The following is a 14143-nucleotide window of genomic DNA, read 5'->3' on the forward strand; positions in this document are numbered from 1 at the left end:
TCAGACCTTTCATGGCTTTCTATCGTTCTATATAGGAGATGTTTTTCATATCTTCACTGATCATAGCAAGCCGAATGTTATTGATGTCTTTTCCCTTTGCTATCAATGCAGCGGCTTTCTTGCCGTGCTCACTTAGTGCGTGACGTTTAGGCAGGGGGGCGTGAGCGTAAATATGGTGAACAGTTAGCCCTTCTTGTTTCAACTTATTGACATAGATTACTTGGGAGTAGAAAGGGATGGCCTGGTCTCTAGGGTCTGAAATAATTATAATAGTGGGCTGCGGATCCTTGGGTATCTCTTTTATTGCAGCCGTCGGATCATATAGCATTTCTAGTGAGTATTTTTTCACACCAGGAGTACGACGGATTTTTCCCCATCGTTGTGTTAAAAGATGTACTGGTAGAAGTCCTGCAGTGATTACTGCGGCAGATACGTCCTTGCGAAGATTTAGCATGGCGGCTGTGATTTGCCCTCCGCCTGACTGCCCTACGATTATAAAATCTTTAATTTGATGCTTTTCTTTCAATAGGTTGAGTGACTGATTTAGCAGCTCAATTTCAGAGGTTTGGCGTCTTTTTTCATGGTTTCCTGATGAACCAAAGGTGCCAGGGCGGCCTATATGAATAGCTGGGATGTTTGCATCGTCAGCCCACTGTTGCATCATTTTTAAGACTTTTTTAGGCGAATTTGATTTGTATCCTGGTGGAACTAAACGTTCACCCTTATTCGTCCTCAGAAGCAGATCGCCCGGAATGAAAACCATCACTTTTGGGTTTCCTGAGGCGCTTAGCCCTGCAGGGTAATAGCGAATGCACTCGCTAGCTTGCTGTGTTTCTGCCCACAGTGAAAAGGGAATGCTGGCCGCATGTTCTGCAGTGCAAAAGGTGCCATGTAAAACGTCGCTAGCGCTGAAGTATTCATCTTCTAGTGGTACTGAAAGTAGCTGCGGCTCTTGGGGAGTATAGGCCGGTAAGTGTCCTCTACGCAGGATTTCGGCATTGCCTATGCCTAATCTGGCTTTGATGACAGTGATGTACCATCGTAGTTTTTTTTTGATTTTTTTGATGATGCTCATAGCTTGTCTCTAATGGTTTTCATTGCTATTGCTGTCACGTCAGTGATGCTGTTTCCGTTGGGATAGCCCGATCATATGATGGTGAATCCACTCGCATTCAGCGGCTCAGCGTTAGGAGCTATGGATACGCAGGAGACCTGGGCTTTTGCTGGCCCTTTGTGGAGTGCCAGTTCTATGCTCGCCAACGCTGTTGGTGTCCCTTCTAGTACAGCTTCAACTCGGTCGTTAGCTAAATTTCTTACCCAACCAGAGATTGCTTTTTGGTTTGCGATTCTCCAAAGCCAGTTTCTAAATCCGACATTCTGCACTTTTCCTTCAATGATCGCTCGCACTGTCCTGCGTTCGGGTTGGTTCTCCAGTTTGCCTGCAAAGATGTGTGCAAGAAGAGCCCCTGCAACATCGCGGCCTTGTCCATACATGGGGAAGTGGTTAACTCCAAAGTCGGGATTCAGGTTGATTTCGATAATCGTCCACTTCTGGGTAGATGGCGCACGGGCAATGTCCTCAGCCATGATGTCTAGACCCGCATAAGGTGCGTTAAATGCGGCCTTTCGGGCATTGACTGCTATTTCTGCCCAGTCGGGGTGAACGCTATCGGTAACATCGATACTTTCACCTCCGCTACCAATATTGGCCACCGCATGCAATTGCACGTATTGGCTTTTTTCTGGCACGCTATGTGGTGTTAGCCCAGCTTGATCGAGGTGTGCCAGTATATTTTCGGTAAGTTTGATCGTTTTGGCACCGTGGTACGGGTTATATTTACGTTGCTGGTTTTTTGTCGCGATTAGCTTGTTAATGGTGGATGTTCCATCGCCAACAACGTGGGCAGGTTCTCGCATGGCGGCGGCAACCAATCTGTGTCCAACGACGACGACTCTATAATCATTGCCGTTAATCTGCTCTTCAACAAGGATTGCAGGTGTTTTATCGACGGATGCTTGGCTCCATGCACTACAGAATTGTCCAGATGTGTTGATATTTGTCGTCACCCCGCTGCCGCCTGAGCCTGCAATTGGCTTAACCACTACAGGTAGGCCGAGTTCTTGCGCATATGCCCAGGCCGGCTCTGAATCTTTAGATGAAAAGCTTTTCCCTCGGGGAGCGGGGAGTCCTGCATCGGCCAGTAACTGCTTGGTCCAGCGCTTGTCGTTGGTTGAGCGCCGGGCAACCCTTAGTGTTCCTTGAGGTACACCATAGAGGAATAATTGCTGGCAAGAGCTGCTGGATATTAGTGTTGTAACGCCATCAATCACCCCGACGCCGAGACCGAGTACATATGCTGCCTGACGCAATAGGAGTATTTGCGTTGCATATTGACGGGGAAATGACCTTCCTTCACAGGCAGGGCGATAGATTCTTGCTGGCCTTAGGGAAGGAGCAGTCTGTTTGGTTAGTGCTAGCTGCTCTTTTCTCTCTTGATGCGTTCGGTGTATATAGCTGATGACTTGTTTGGCGATGGCTTCAGCTGGTGGCCCGAAGGAGGCAAAGCGTGGTGTGCCTATGGCAGGATCTGAGTTGACTTCAATGATCATGGCACCCTGTTCCCAGGCATCTGCTGTAAAGTCTTTGGCTATAATATCCAGACCCAACTGAGTCGCTCCGGGTATTGCATTAAAAATTCTTCGTGCGAGTGCGAGAAAGGATGGGTGGAGAACATCAATTAGGCTGACAGCTTCACCGCCGAGGCCAACATTGGATGTAGTTGCTAGGCGTACGTATTCGTCACTGGTAGGTACTTCGTCTAGAGAGCGGTTTTGAATTTTGGTGAGATAATCGAACGCTGTTATGGGATATACCTTCAACAATGGATTTTTTTTGCGTACCTCATTTTTACGGTTGATAAGCTCGCGTATACTGTCTATTCCGTTACCTACTACATAGGCAGGGATACGGCAGACTGCTGCCAGCGTTTCCCCGTTGAGCACTATTATGCGCAACTCATCGCCCTCTGCGAAATCTTCAACGAGTATGTACTTGCCATATAATGTCGCCTGGAACCAAGCGTACTTAAAGGTTTCAGGATTGTTGATATTCGAAGTTACGCCTTTTCCTCCTCCTCCATTTAGCGGTTTCACTACTTGCGAACGATTGCACGTTGAGAAGTATACTTGTGCTTCATCTAGGCTTTTGAACACCCTACCAACGGGCGTTGGTAGTCCTGCTGTTAGCAGAATTTTTTTTGTTCTGGCTTTGTTTTTTGTGGTATTGAATGATGCAAACGCAGTATTAGGCGAATTAGGTGATGTGCAACCGATAAGGCTTTTCTCGTGATAGACCTCAACGTGAGTGTTGTTTACTAATTTTGTGGTAAGGCCTTGATTTAATGCTTCTTTTTTTAACATGAGATAGCAGGGGTTTCCCAAGCCCTTGATGAGAAAACCAGAGTTGGAGTAGTTGTTTTCTCCTTGAGATATGATATCGGCAAGGCAGAGCTGATTCTCTTTGGTGGTTGCAAAAGTGAGAGAGTCTATCTTTTTAATAATATTTTTCTTTTGATGCAGTAGTATATTTTGGTTATTGCTTTTAATTAAATTTGACTGTCTTTTTAGCATAGTCAAAAATTGATAGTACTCTGCTTTTGCGGCGGCAGCTTCTTGCAGACAGCCTTTAATGCCGGGGTATGCATTAATCTCAAAAAGATATATTTTTCCTCGGTCTATCCCAAAGTCGCAGCCCAGGGCATCAATAGTGAAGTTGCTATGGTTTTGGATAGTTTCAGCTACAGCGTAGGCGATTTTTTCCAGTTTTCGAATAACTGATGTGGCTGTTTTGGCTGAAAAATTTTCCTGAAGAAAATCATGAGTATTTAGCGCCTTACCGCCGGTAGCAAGGTTGGAGGTGACTTCACCTTTCCCCAGACGGACATAATTCTTTGCTATACGCCATTCGCCATTTTTTGCTCTGAACAATGGCACCCTTATATCAAAGGCATTATTTTCAGAGTCTTGGGACTTTATATATTGTTGTAGCCACCAGTGCGCAGCTGGTTTTTTATCGATTAGCTGTTGCATTGCCTCGTAGCGTAGCTGTTGGCACTCCTGATTTGTTTTGACGAGGTAATTACCGGCATTGTCCTTTTCAATCAATAGTATGTTTTTTCCTCGTTGCCCGCGGTGGGGTTTGATGATGGCTTTCTTGCCTTTATTAAGCAAGAGATCCAGGCTCTTCATTGACAGTTCTTTCGATGGTATGAGGTTTTGGCTTATTGCTGTGTTTTTTGACAGAATATCTGTTGTGACCTTTTTTCCTTCTAGCTTTTGACATAACGAAAACGATAGTGAAGAGATGTGGTCGAGGATTGATTCCTCTGTTTTGTTCCGGGCAGGAGCGTTATCTATAATCGGTGGGATATGGCAAGTAGCTTTTATCCATTTACCATTTTTATAGACGTAGCTGGGGAATATGTCATCGGTTGAGTTAATTGTCTTATATGAGAAATAAGCAATTGAAATTCCATGTGAAACTGATTCTCTTGCGATTGCCTCAGCTTCTGGGAAGTTCTGGGGTGAGGCCGGATACATCAATAAACCGACGTCAGGCTTAAGAGCATCGGGGGAGCTTGTTTTGTCAAGTGATTTGCTTGGGCTAGAGGTTAGCACTACTCTTTTTTCCGGTGGACTATTTAGATAGTGCATCAGGAGTGCCACGTACCCTGATAGATAGTGCTCTACATCATCAATCCGTACGCGGAAGCTATGATGACGAATGAAAAAGCTGCCTAAAATGCGCTGTGGATTTTGGAAGTACATGGCTATTTCGGGCCAGAAAAAACCATTCAGTAGGTAGTGTGCTCTCGCCTCTAGTGCGCGATAAAACTTTTTCAGATCAATCTGGTTCAGCAAGTGCCGGTGTTGGTCGCTGTTTTTCAAGCGTGTAATCATTTTGTGGGCTGCCATCATTAACTCAAGCAACGTGGGGAAGGTGGTAATGCGGCCCATCACAAAATCAAGATGTCCAGAAACATTTTTGATACCAAACTGGTAGTAACGCTCTGCTGGCCGATACAAAGTTAGTTCATTGACGCAGTAGCTAAGCCAGTGGTCGTGAATTTTCCAGTGTTCTTGTTCGATAAAATACTCGAAAGCGTTTTCAACCGTGTTTAGCCAGCGTTCGTCTTTAGTGAGACCGTATAGGCGCATTAGTCCGAAAGCAGCTTCACCATCGTAGTAGATAATGCGGAACTCCTCTTTGATGCTGAGATCGTCTGCATTTAACACGTGATAGAGCTGGCCGTTTTTTTGATTTTGCATACGCTGTATGCCGAGCGCTAGCTGCTCCATGAGAGACAAATACTGCTGGTCGTTTGTCAGTTCTGTGTATTTAACGAGTGCCAGCAAGCAGACCGCGTTGCCACCAAGCTTTATTTCGTTATTCTCATCCTGCAAATAGGCGAGCGTTTCGCCCGAAGGAAGCACGTATTGGTGTATCAGGTCATTAACCAGATATTGAATCGATCGGTCTATTGCAGACTTTAACTCGCTGCTTTGCGTGACTTCCCATGCTTCAAGCATCGAATAAGTGGTACTGGTGTGGCGCAGAGTATTGTAGGCCTTGATTTCTCTGTCGAAGCAGGGGTGTATGCCATAGATAAAGCGGCCTTTAGGATCTACTTGTTCGGCCAGAAACTGGCTGGACTGCTGGATTAATGAGGTAACCTGTATTGGGTTGAGCTCCTCGATAACTCGTCGGCCGGTATTGCGGCCTTCTTGTCCGCCGCTATAGCCGTGCAGGAGCTCATATGGCTGGTCGGGTTGCACTAAAATAGCTTGCGTAGTGAAAAGTAAAGCTTGGTTCTGCAGGGCGGGTAACGAGAAATGTTTGCCGTAGCGCTTTACGCCATAGCTGAGAAAATTTTTCTTGTTAAGTGCGGCTTTAGGCTGATTGGCGCCCAGGTAGAGCATGGCATTAGCGTTGAGTTCTTGTTCAAGAAAGGCGTAGCGGAAGTTGGCGTCTAGGGAGACGCCATAGCGGAAGTAGTTGCGCTTTACGCTGTGCATTTCCTTTAGGCAGTCTGCCCATGGCATGGCCCTTTTTTCAGTGACCCAGTCGATGCGTAGCCAGCGTACCTTCGGTGATTCTTGAAACTTTCGTTGTTGCCAATCAGCCAGTTTTTTCCATACTTCTGCGAGGTTTTTACCTGAGAACTGCACAACAGTTGCGCGTTGTAAGCCATCCGTAAATGAGAAAAATAATGTAAGTATTTTATCTACTGACAAGAGGGCCGTTGAAAGCTCTGCTTCCAGGGGGGCTTTTGCCTGTACAAGGAGCTCTGAGAGCTTTTGCGCGGAGTGCTGGCTAATTAAGCTACGCACCTGAGGCTGACTGGCCTTTGGTGTGGCGCCAGGTGTAAAGATAGGCTTGTTGGGTGTTGAGTGTTGGCGCATGCTTGGCGTCTCTTTTCAATATCACCGATAAATCAATAGGAGCGTAAAGTGTTAGTCGTATCGCCGCTCCGGGCCTGGCTAGAGGGTCGCTACGAATAAGGTGTGCAGCGCAGCGCATTACCTCTTATTCGATGATGGCGGCGCGCCCGCTTACGCTAGATATTTTGACCTAATATCACATTTTAATTAGCTCGTGTCATTAGTGTGCCGAGCGATACCTTGGCTCGTCGGGTGGTTTAGTTACAAGCTTCAAAAACACTTGTCAGATGCTGATGGTCTCTGTAGTATATGCATCCGTTCAGGCGGGTCGTTAGCTCAGTTGGTAGAGCAGTTGACTTTTAATCAATTGGTCGTAGGTTCGAATCCTACACGACCCACCATTCAAGCAGCAGATCGTTTGAATCAGTGGCTGAACAAGCGGTAGCGGTAAAGAAAGCAAATTTGGGTCGTTAGCTCAGTTGGTAGAGCAGTTGACTTTTAATCAATTGGTCGTAGGTTCGAATCCTACACGACCCACCAAATTCAACGCCCCTGGCAGCTATTGCCAGGGGCGTTTTGCTATGTCAGCAGAAAATATAAATGAAGGGCTGCTGTTTGCAGCTTGCAATATTTTTCTCCCAAAATGACCTAAGATAGTTTTTTTAAAAGCGGATTAATTTTTTCCAAGGCTCTATTCGTCACAGCGGTAGACACAATGACTATGATGACTTTGCAGGCCGAGCGTGAAGTGCCGTTGCCCCTTGCTTATTGTCCGACCCGTATTCCCGCGGAAGATCAGGCTCGGGTTGAGGATATTAAGCGGCTACTGAAAACCCATAATGCCGTTTTGGTCGCTCACTATTACACCGACGACGCGATACAGCAGCTTGCCGAAGAGACCGGCGGCTGTGTTGCTGATTCACTAGAGATGGCCCGCTTTGGTGCCCGCCACCCCGCAACAACGCTTGTTGTCGCCGGTGTCCGCTTTATGGGCGAAACCGCCAAAATACTTTCGCCTGAAAAGCGCGTTTTAATGCCGACCTTAGAGGCGACCTGTTCACTGGATATTGGCTGCCCGGCTGATGAGTTCAGCGCTTTCTGTGATGCGCATCCTGATCGTACGGTAGTGGTCTATGCCAATACGTCGGCTGCGGTTAAGGCGCGAGCAGACTGGGTGGTGACTTCTTCGATTGCGGTAGAGGTCATTGAGCATCTGCAGGCTCGGGGCGAGAAGATTTTGTGGGCGCCCGATAAACACCTGGGCGGCTATATTCAAAACAAGACCGGCGCGGATATGCTGATGTGGGACGGTGCTTGCATCGTTCATGAAGAGTTTAAGGCCAAAGGCATTGAGGATCTTAAGCGTATATATCCGGATGCAGCGGTGCTGGTGCATCCCGAGTCCCCAGAGCCGGTGGTGAGGCTTGCCGACGTAGCAGGTTCCACGTCTCAGCTAATCAAGGCGGCCAGAGAGCTGCCTAACGAGAGGTTGATCGTGGCAACCGACAGAGGCATTTTTTTCAAGATGCAGCAGGCGGTGCCGCATAAAATGCTGTTTGAAGCGCCGACGGCCGGTAACGGCGCGACCTGTCGCAGCTGTGCGCACTGCCCTTGGATGGCGATGAATGCTTTAGAGAATTTGTCGGGTGCGTTGCGAGAAGGCGTCGGGGAGATTCGAGTGGATGAGCCGCTGCGGCTAAAAGCGTTAAAGCCTCTTGAGCGAATGCTGAACTTCAATGCTTAGTTTGAGTGGCTTAGTTTGAATGTCTTAGCTTGAATGTCTTAGCTTGAGCGCCCGTGCTGGTAGCAGTGCGGGCGCTTTTCATTTATATCGAGACGCTTTAATTAAAATCCTCAAGTGCCTTACGATATTCAATGAAGTCTTCACGGCGCTGCTCAATGCGCGCTAGCGCTCGATCATCGTACTCACGTTCAGCGGCATCTTTGGCGATGGAAAGCTGTCGAATGCCGCGGTCTACACTGCCGGTTAGTTGGAGATACTCAGCGCGGGCTAAATGCCCCCAGTCGTTGTGTCCGCTTCTGCCCGCAGCTTCGGCGAGCAGATTAAAGCCCTGGGGGTCTTCGGGGTTCTGAGCCGTAATGTCGTTAAGTAATTGATAAGCCGCCTGAGGGTCACGCTGCAGCTGTGCTTCAGCCAATACCAGTTGAGCCGGCAGGTAGCTGGGCATAAAACGCAGCAATCGCTGACTGCGCTGAATGGCATCATCGTAACGGCCAGCTTCTAGCGCGACGGTCGCGGCAGAGGCGGGCAGCATGGCAAAGTCGGGGTGCTCGCTGGCAAGCTTATCCAGCTGCGCTAGGGCGTTATCGTTCTGGCCGTTGCGGGCGGCGATCAACGCGGCTAGGTAGTCCTGTGCAGCTTGTTCGCCGCCTTCCTGGGCAAGGCGTGTGGCTGCACGCTGAGGTGTGTTGGCATAGATGCTCAGCAGCGCGCGGGCGCGTATCATGTCGTAGAGCGTGTTGCTGGTGTAAGCGTCGGCAACATTCAGCTGGGCGGCACGAGCTTGGGCGGCACTTAATCGGCTGTCTGAAACGGGGTGAGTCAGTAAAAATTCGGGCGGCGTGTCACCCTGCAAGCGAGACATGCGCTGCATGGCTCTAAACATGCGCACCATGGCTTCTGGGTCGTAACCAGCGCTAGCCATCGCCTGTAAGCCGATGTTATCGGCTTCTTGTTCAAACAGGCGAGAGTAGCTTAGCTGGTCTTGAATGAGCGCCGCTTGAGAACCCATGGCGGCGGCCATGCCGACATCGCCGCCGCCACTCGCAGCGATGAGCATACCCGCCAGCATGGCGGCCATGGCGGGCAGTTGAGTCTGCGACGCGCGAGCGCTGCCCCGAGCATAGTGGCGTTGGGAAAGGTGGCCTAGTTCATGGGCTAGCACCGAGGCAAAGGCGCCCTCATCCTCCGCGAATGCGAAGAGCCCCGAATTGATGCCCACCACGCCGCCGGGTACGGCAAAGGCATTAAGTGAGCCGTTATCAACCATGACAGTGATCGTGCGCAGTCCGCTAATTTGGCTATGCGGGGCTAGGCGGGCAATGAGGCTTTGTAAATAATCATTGGTAATAGGGTCTTGCCACTGGGGGGCTTGGGCACGAAACTGGCGCAGCCAGGCGCGTCCCAGGCGATACTCTTCATTGCTCACCGATGTAGACGCTGCGCCTAGGCTCGGCAGGCCGTAGTCGTTGATAGCTGCGCTTTGCGGGCTAAACAGTAAGCTGCCGCAGGCGCAAGCGAACGCACATATCCAAGCTGGGTAAGCGGTACGAAGGGGCGGCATGGCATCCTCATCGGTAGTGGTTAAGCGCAGTGGTGGCAGTGTGGTATTGATTAGAGCTGTGACATTGCTAAAGGCGGGGAAGTGCCGTTAAATCGATAGCCTATGAGATCAGCCGTTAAATAGACAGTTTATGCAGTAGTCTACATAACAGTCTATGCAACAATGCTGCGAATATGCAGGTTCTTTTAAAGGAGGGGCGATGTCTAAGCAAGAACGGCCTAAATCAACGGGGGGCTTTCAGCCCGACACGGTGCTAGACGCTAGTGGTCTACACTGCCCGCTGCCTTTACTAAAGGCCAAGCAGGCCTTGGTCGGCCTGTCAGCAGGAAAGCTGCTTGAGGTGCGTTCAACCGACGCAGGCTCGTGGCGCGATATGGCGTCATTCACCGAGCAGAGCGCGCATACGCTTGAAGGGCGAGAGCAGCGTGACGATGTTTATGTTTACTGGATACGTAAAGCGGGAGACGCGCACCGATGACTCTGCGCACAATTCTAAAAAGCTGGGTTGAGCGCTACTTCTCTGATGAGGAAGCGCTCATTCTGCTGGTGGTTCTAGTAGCCGGTTTTGCTGCGATTATTTGGTTCGGACGCATGCTGGCGCCGTTTTTTACGGCTCTAGTCGTTGCGTTTTTACTGCAAGGTGTGGTGAGTGCGCTTACTCGCCGAGGCGTGCCGCATCTGCTCGCGGTAATAATAATTTTTTTAGCCTTTATCAGCGTATTGCTGACGCTGGCGTTTATTTTGATGCCGCTGATTTGGAATCAGCTGGTAGGGCTGGTGCAAGAGACGCCGCGAATGTTCGCGAGTGGCCAGGGCTGGCTGGATGAGCTACAGGCGCGCTACCCGAATATTATCACGCCGGATCTTATGCAGAACTGGATAGGCGTGGCCAGTCGTGAGATTAGCCAACTGGGCCAGCGTGCCTTAACGCTATCGTTGGCTTCGCTGGGTAATATTATGTCGCTGATTATTTACCTGGTGCTGGTGCCGATTTTGGTTTTCTTTATGCTGAAAGACAGCAAAGTATTGGTAGGTTTTATGCTTTCGCTGCTGCCGCAGAAGCGCACGTTGCTGTCGCGGATATGGCGTGAGATGGATAATCAAATAGCCAACTACATTCGCGGCAAGTTCATCGAAATTATTATTGTAGGCACAGTCACGTTCATTATATTCACTCTTCTTGGCGTGCCGTATACGGCGCTGCTCGCTGTGCTGGTAGGGTTTTCAGTGCTGGTGCCCTATATAGGCGCGGCGGTGGCTACGTTACCCGTTGCGGCAGTCGCTGGTTTTCACTTTGGCTTTAGTGAAGAGTTCATGTATGTGCTGGTGGCTTATGGCGTCATCCAGGCGCTGGATGGCAACGTACTGGCACCGATCCTATTCTCTGAAACGAATAATATTCACCCCGTTTCGATCATTGTAGCGGTACTGTTTTTTGGCGGTATTTGGGGCTTCTGGGGCGTGTTCTTTGCGATCCCACTGGCGACGCTGCTTAAAGCGCTGGTCTACGCCTGGCCGCGCAGTATACAAGGGCGTGATCAGTCTATCGTTTTGCAAGGCCGAGGGCCGCAGGATGAGGTGCTGCAAGCCACTGGCCCAAGAGAATAAGTAGCATAGCCTGTTGCGCCCGCCCAGGTGGCTCAAGTAGTCAACGCGCGGGCGCAACCAGGTTTTACGAATTAGCTGGCCGCGTTGAGCGCTTCGGCCGCGGCCAGCACCTCGTCGACGTGACCCGCTACTTTAACGCCGCGCCACTGGTTGGCGAGCTTGCCGTCTTTGTCGATTAGGAAGGTGCTGCGTTCAATGCCTAGATGTTCTTTGCCGTACATTTTCTTTAGCTTGATAACGTCAAAAAGCGTGCAAACGCTTTCATTTTGGTCAGAGATAAGGTCAAAATTAAAATCCTGCTTGGCTTTGAAGTTTTCCTGAGCACGCAGACTATCGCGAGAAACCCCGAGAATAACCGTGTTGGCAGCATCGAACGCCGGTTTGTGGTCACGGAAGTCTCCGCCCTCGGTGGTGCAGCCGGGCGTACTGGCTTTCGGGTAGAAGTAAACGATGACGTTTTTGCCGCGCAGTGCCGACAGCGTCACGGTAGTGTCACCGGTAGCGGTGGCGGCGAAATCTGCAACGGGTTGGCCGACTTCAATAGGCATAATGCGTCCTTTTTCAGTATGGGTGTTAAGATCGATTATTGAGTGTGATTACACGTAAGCCAAGGGGCGTTGTCAAAGCTCAAACTAGGTAAGCGGAAAAATCACGCAGTTTTGCGCTGTACAGGCTTGAGTCGCCTGAGTACCATTTGCATCTCTGTACGATGTGGTTGCTTGATACAGTGGCTCTGCATAGCGCTTGTTGTCGAAAAAAAACATTTGTTGTCGAAAAAATATAGTTCGGTACATATGCCGATAGGTGATAACACAATTTTTGGCTGGTGAGGAATAAACGGATGATCACAGGCAGCATCGTCGCCCTGGCGACGCCAATGAAAGTCAATGGCGACATCGACTGGGAGGCGCTTCGTCGTCTGGTGAATTTCCATCTCGAGAATGGCACCGATGCCATTGTTGCTGCTGGCACGACAGGCGAACCAACGACTATGTCGTTTGCGGAGCACTTTGATGTGATTCGCAGCGTCGTGGAAGAAGTGAATGGCCGTATTCCTGTGATTGCAGGGACTGGGGCCAACGCAACGTCTGAGGCCGTTGAGCTGGCGCGCTACGCCGGTGAAGTAGGGGCCGACTACTGTTTGTCCGTCTGTCCTTACTACAATAAGCCTACCCAAGAAGGCCTTTATCAGCATTTTAAAGCGGTCGCCGAGGGCAGCAAACTGCCGGTGATCCTATATAACGTGCCGAGCCGTACCTGCTCCGATTTGTACAATGAAACGGTCTTACGCCTGGCCGAAGTAGATAATATTATTGGTTTAAAAGACGCCACGGGGAACCTCGAGCGTGCGGAAGATCTAATCACTCGTCTCAAAGGCACTGGCTTTATGCTCTACTCCGGTGACGACGCGACCGCCTGTGACTTTATGCTGATGGGTGGGCATGGCGATATTTCTGTAACGGCCAACGTTGCGCCCCAAGCCATGCACGACCTTTGTGCGGCCGCTGTCGCTGGTGATGCCGATAAAGCGCATCAAATTAATACGCTGCTGATGCCGCTGCATACCAATCTAGGGATAGAGTCCAATCCTATTCCGGTAAAATGGGCATTGAACCGCATGGGCTATGCCGACGCGGGCATTCGTTTGCCGATGACTTGGTTGTCAGAAAAATATCACGCCACGGTTAGTGAAGCGCTTCAGCTCGCGGGTGTGGTGGAGGAGTAATCTGACGCGATACCTTTTTATCCAGCGCGCTCATGCGGCGCTGGATACCTGATTTGTTGACTTAAGGTGGCTTGATGAGCTCTGTGCTTGAAAAACGTGCGCTTAAATGGATACCGCTGGCTCTTGCAACGGCCGTTACACTAACAGGCTGCGCGCGGGATGGTTTTTACGATGACCGCAATCTGGACTATACCGAGGCCACTTCGGCACCGCCGTTGGTATTGCCAGAGACCCGTAATACCCAGCGCTACCGCGACGCACTACCGGTGCCACAAGCCGCTTCCCAAGGTACACGGCTTGGTGAAGTCGCCGATATTCGCCCTCCGCAGTCACTGACGATTGGCAGTGGGCTAGAGCCTGAGTATGTTGAGCGCCGCGAAGTGGGTGATCAAGTCTGGCTAGTGGTCGCGGCTGATACAGGTACCGTGTGGCCGCAGCTCGAAGAGTTTGTGCGTAGCCGCCAACTGGCCGTGCAGGACAGCAGTGCTTCGCAGGGCATTATCGTTACATCCCAGGCGGACATACGGCTACAAAGCGCACTCCGCGCCGGTAGCAGTGAAGTACGCTGTGAGCGTGGCGGGCAAACCATGGCAAGCTGCTTGGATGCATTGGAAAGCCATTTGAGCTCGCGCAGTGCATCTGCGAGCGTGTCTTCTTCGTGGACTGCGCAGCGCCTTACCGATGAGCAAACATTACAAATCCGCCAGCAGGGCGACGAGTGGGAAGTCGTTATTCCACAGTCAATAGACCGCGTGTGGGCTGAGTTGAACCATTATCTCGAGTTGGATTTTGCCCAGAAAGGCCAGCGTGATTTGCTTGCCGCTGACCCCAATGGTTACGCATTCCTAGTCGAATATATGACCAAAGCCGAGAGTGACCGTAACCCGTTACAAATTGTCTTCAGCCGCGATGTTCGCAAGACGCCTCAAGAAATTCGCTTGGCGCTGCAATCCAATGGCGATCAGACCGTTCTGCGAGCTGTCAACGCCAGCGAACGTGCATTCAGTGCCGATGATCAGCGCGAGCTGCTTGAGCGTGTTTCCGGCTATTTACGTTAATTTGA

General features: G+C 50.3%; 9 protein-coding genes and 2 tRNA genes. 7 read left to right on the plus strand and 4 right to left on the minus strand.

The window, feature by feature from the left end:
* Positions 1 to 19: 19 nt before the first annotated feature.
* Positions 20 to 1075, minus strand: coding sequence for a hypothetical protein (locus ACT3TF_RS00540; RefSeq protein WP_444625105.1), 1056 nt, complete (start codon positions 1073 to 1075; stop codon positions 20 to 22).
* 71 nt (positions 1076 to 1146) lie between these two features.
* Entirely contained in the window at positions 1147 to 6462 is a 5316-nt protein-coding gene (locus tag ACT3TF_RS00545) for a YheC/YheD family protein (protein WP_444625106.1), read from the minus strand.
* Positions 6463 to 6766: 304 nt separating this feature from the next.
* On the opposite strand from ACT3TF_RS00545, the gene ACT3TF_RS00550 reads away from it, so the two are divergent.
* The 3 genes from ACT3TF_RS00550 to nadA all read left to right on the plus strand — a co-directional run bounded on the left by ACT3TF_RS00550 (position 6767) and on the right by nadA (position 8185).
* Positions 6767 to 6842 (plus strand) — tRNA-Lys (locus tag ACT3TF_RS00550).
* A 63-nt stretch (positions 6843 to 6905) separates the two neighbouring features.
* Positions 6906 to 6981: transfer RNA gene (locus tag ACT3TF_RS00555), tRNA-Lys, on the plus strand.
* A gap of 175 nt (positions 6982 to 7156) precedes the next feature.
* Positions 7157 to 8185: a quinolinate synthase NadA gene (gene nadA / locus ACT3TF_RS00560; RefSeq protein WP_444671375.1), complete on the plus strand. Its 1029-nt coding sequence runs from the start codon at positions 7157 to 7159 to the stop codon at positions 8183 to 8185.
* Positions 8186 to 8282: 97 nt separating this feature from the next.
* Here nadA and ACT3TF_RS00565 read toward each other — a convergent pair whose 3' ends face one another.
* Positions 8283 to 9746, minus strand: coding sequence for a M48 family metalloprotease (locus tag ACT3TF_RS00565; protein WP_444671376.1), 1464 nt, complete (start codon positions 9744 to 9746; stop codon positions 8283 to 8285).
* 199 nt (positions 9747 to 9945) lie between these two features.
* On the opposite strand from ACT3TF_RS00565, the gene ACT3TF_RS00570 reads away from it, so the two are divergent.
* Both ACT3TF_RS00570 and ACT3TF_RS00575 read left to right on the plus strand, forming a co-directional pair.
* Entirely contained in the window at positions 9946 to 10224 is a 279-nt protein-coding gene (locus ACT3TF_RS00570; RefSeq protein WP_444671377.1) for a sulfurtransferase TusA family protein, read from the plus strand.
* The gene (locus ACT3TF_RS00575) at positions 10221 to 11354 is read left to right on the plus strand and encodes an AI-2E family transporter (RefSeq protein WP_444671378.1); all 1134 of its coding nucleotides are present in this window, start codon (positions 10221 to 10223) and stop codon (positions 11352 to 11354) included. The genes ACT3TF_RS00570 and ACT3TF_RS00575 overlap by 4 nt, the downstream gene beginning before the upstream one ends.
* Positions 11355 to 11425: 71 nt before the next feature.
* Here ACT3TF_RS00575 and ACT3TF_RS00580 read toward each other — a convergent pair whose 3' ends face one another.
* A complete protein-coding gene (locus ACT3TF_RS00580; protein ID WP_441686813.1) occupies positions 11426 to 11902 on the minus strand; it encodes a peroxiredoxin in 477 nt (158 codons plus the stop codon).
* Between the two features lie 293 nt (positions 11903 to 12195).
* Here ACT3TF_RS00580 and dapA point away from each other — a divergent pair, with 293 nt between their 5' ends.
* Entirely contained in the window at positions 12196 to 13080 is an 885-nt protein-coding gene (gene dapA, locus ACT3TF_RS00585; RefSeq protein ID WP_235040241.1) for a 4-hydroxy-tetrahydrodipicolinate synthase, read from the plus strand.
* A 74-nt stretch (positions 13081 to 13154) separates the two neighbouring features.
* A complete protein-coding gene (gene bamC / locus ACT3TF_RS00590) occupies positions 13155 to 14138 on the plus strand; it encodes an outer membrane protein assembly factor BamC (RefSeq protein ID WP_441686811.1) in 984 nt (327 codons plus the stop codon).
* Positions 14139 to 14143: the final 5 nt, after the last annotated feature.

The organism is Halomonas sp. AOP25-F1-15 (genome assembly GCF_052378675.1).
GTDB lineage: Bacteria > Pseudomonadota > Gammaproteobacteria > Pseudomonadales > Halomonadaceae > Vreelandella > Vreelandella casei.

What these genes read in the sequence shown, in the direction of transcription:
- dapA (WP_235040241.1), top strand. Translation starts at nt 12,196, where the DNA reads ATGATCACAGGCAGCATCGTCGCCCTGGCGACGCCAATGAAAGTCAAT.
- nadA (WP_444671375.1), top strand. Translation starts at nt 7,157, where the DNA reads ATGACTATGATGACTTTGCAGGCCGAGCGTGAAGTGCCGTTGCCCCTT.
- ACT3TF_RS00575 (WP_444671378.1), top strand. Translation starts at nt 10,221, where the DNA reads ATGACTCTGCGCACAATTCTAAAAAGCTGGGTTGAGCGCTACTTCTCT.
- ACT3TF_RS00540 (WP_444625105.1), bottom strand. Translation starts at nt 1,075, where the DNA reads ATGAGCATCATCAAAAAAATCAAAAAAAAACTACGATGGTACATCACT.
- ACT3TF_RS00565 (WP_444671376.1), bottom strand. Translation starts at nt 9,746, where the DNA reads ATGCCGCCCCTTCGTACCGCTTACCCAGCTTGGATATGTGCGTTCGCT.
- bamC (WP_441686811.1), top strand. Translation starts at nt 13,155, where the DNA reads ATGAGCTCTGTGCTTGAAAAACGTGCGCTTAAATGGATACCGCTGGCT.
- ACT3TF_RS00580 (WP_441686813.1), bottom strand. Translation starts at nt 11,902, where the DNA reads ATGCCTATTGAAGTCGGCCAACCCGTTGCAGATTTCGCCGCCACCGCT.
- ACT3TF_RS00545 (WP_444625106.1), bottom strand. Translation starts at nt 6,462, where the DNA reads ATGCGCCAACACTCAACACCCAACAAGCCTATCTTTACACCTGGCGCC.
- ACT3TF_RS00570 (WP_444671377.1), top strand. Translation starts at nt 9,946, where the DNA reads ATGTCTAAGCAAGAACGGCCTAAATCAACGGGGGGCTTTCAGCCCGAC.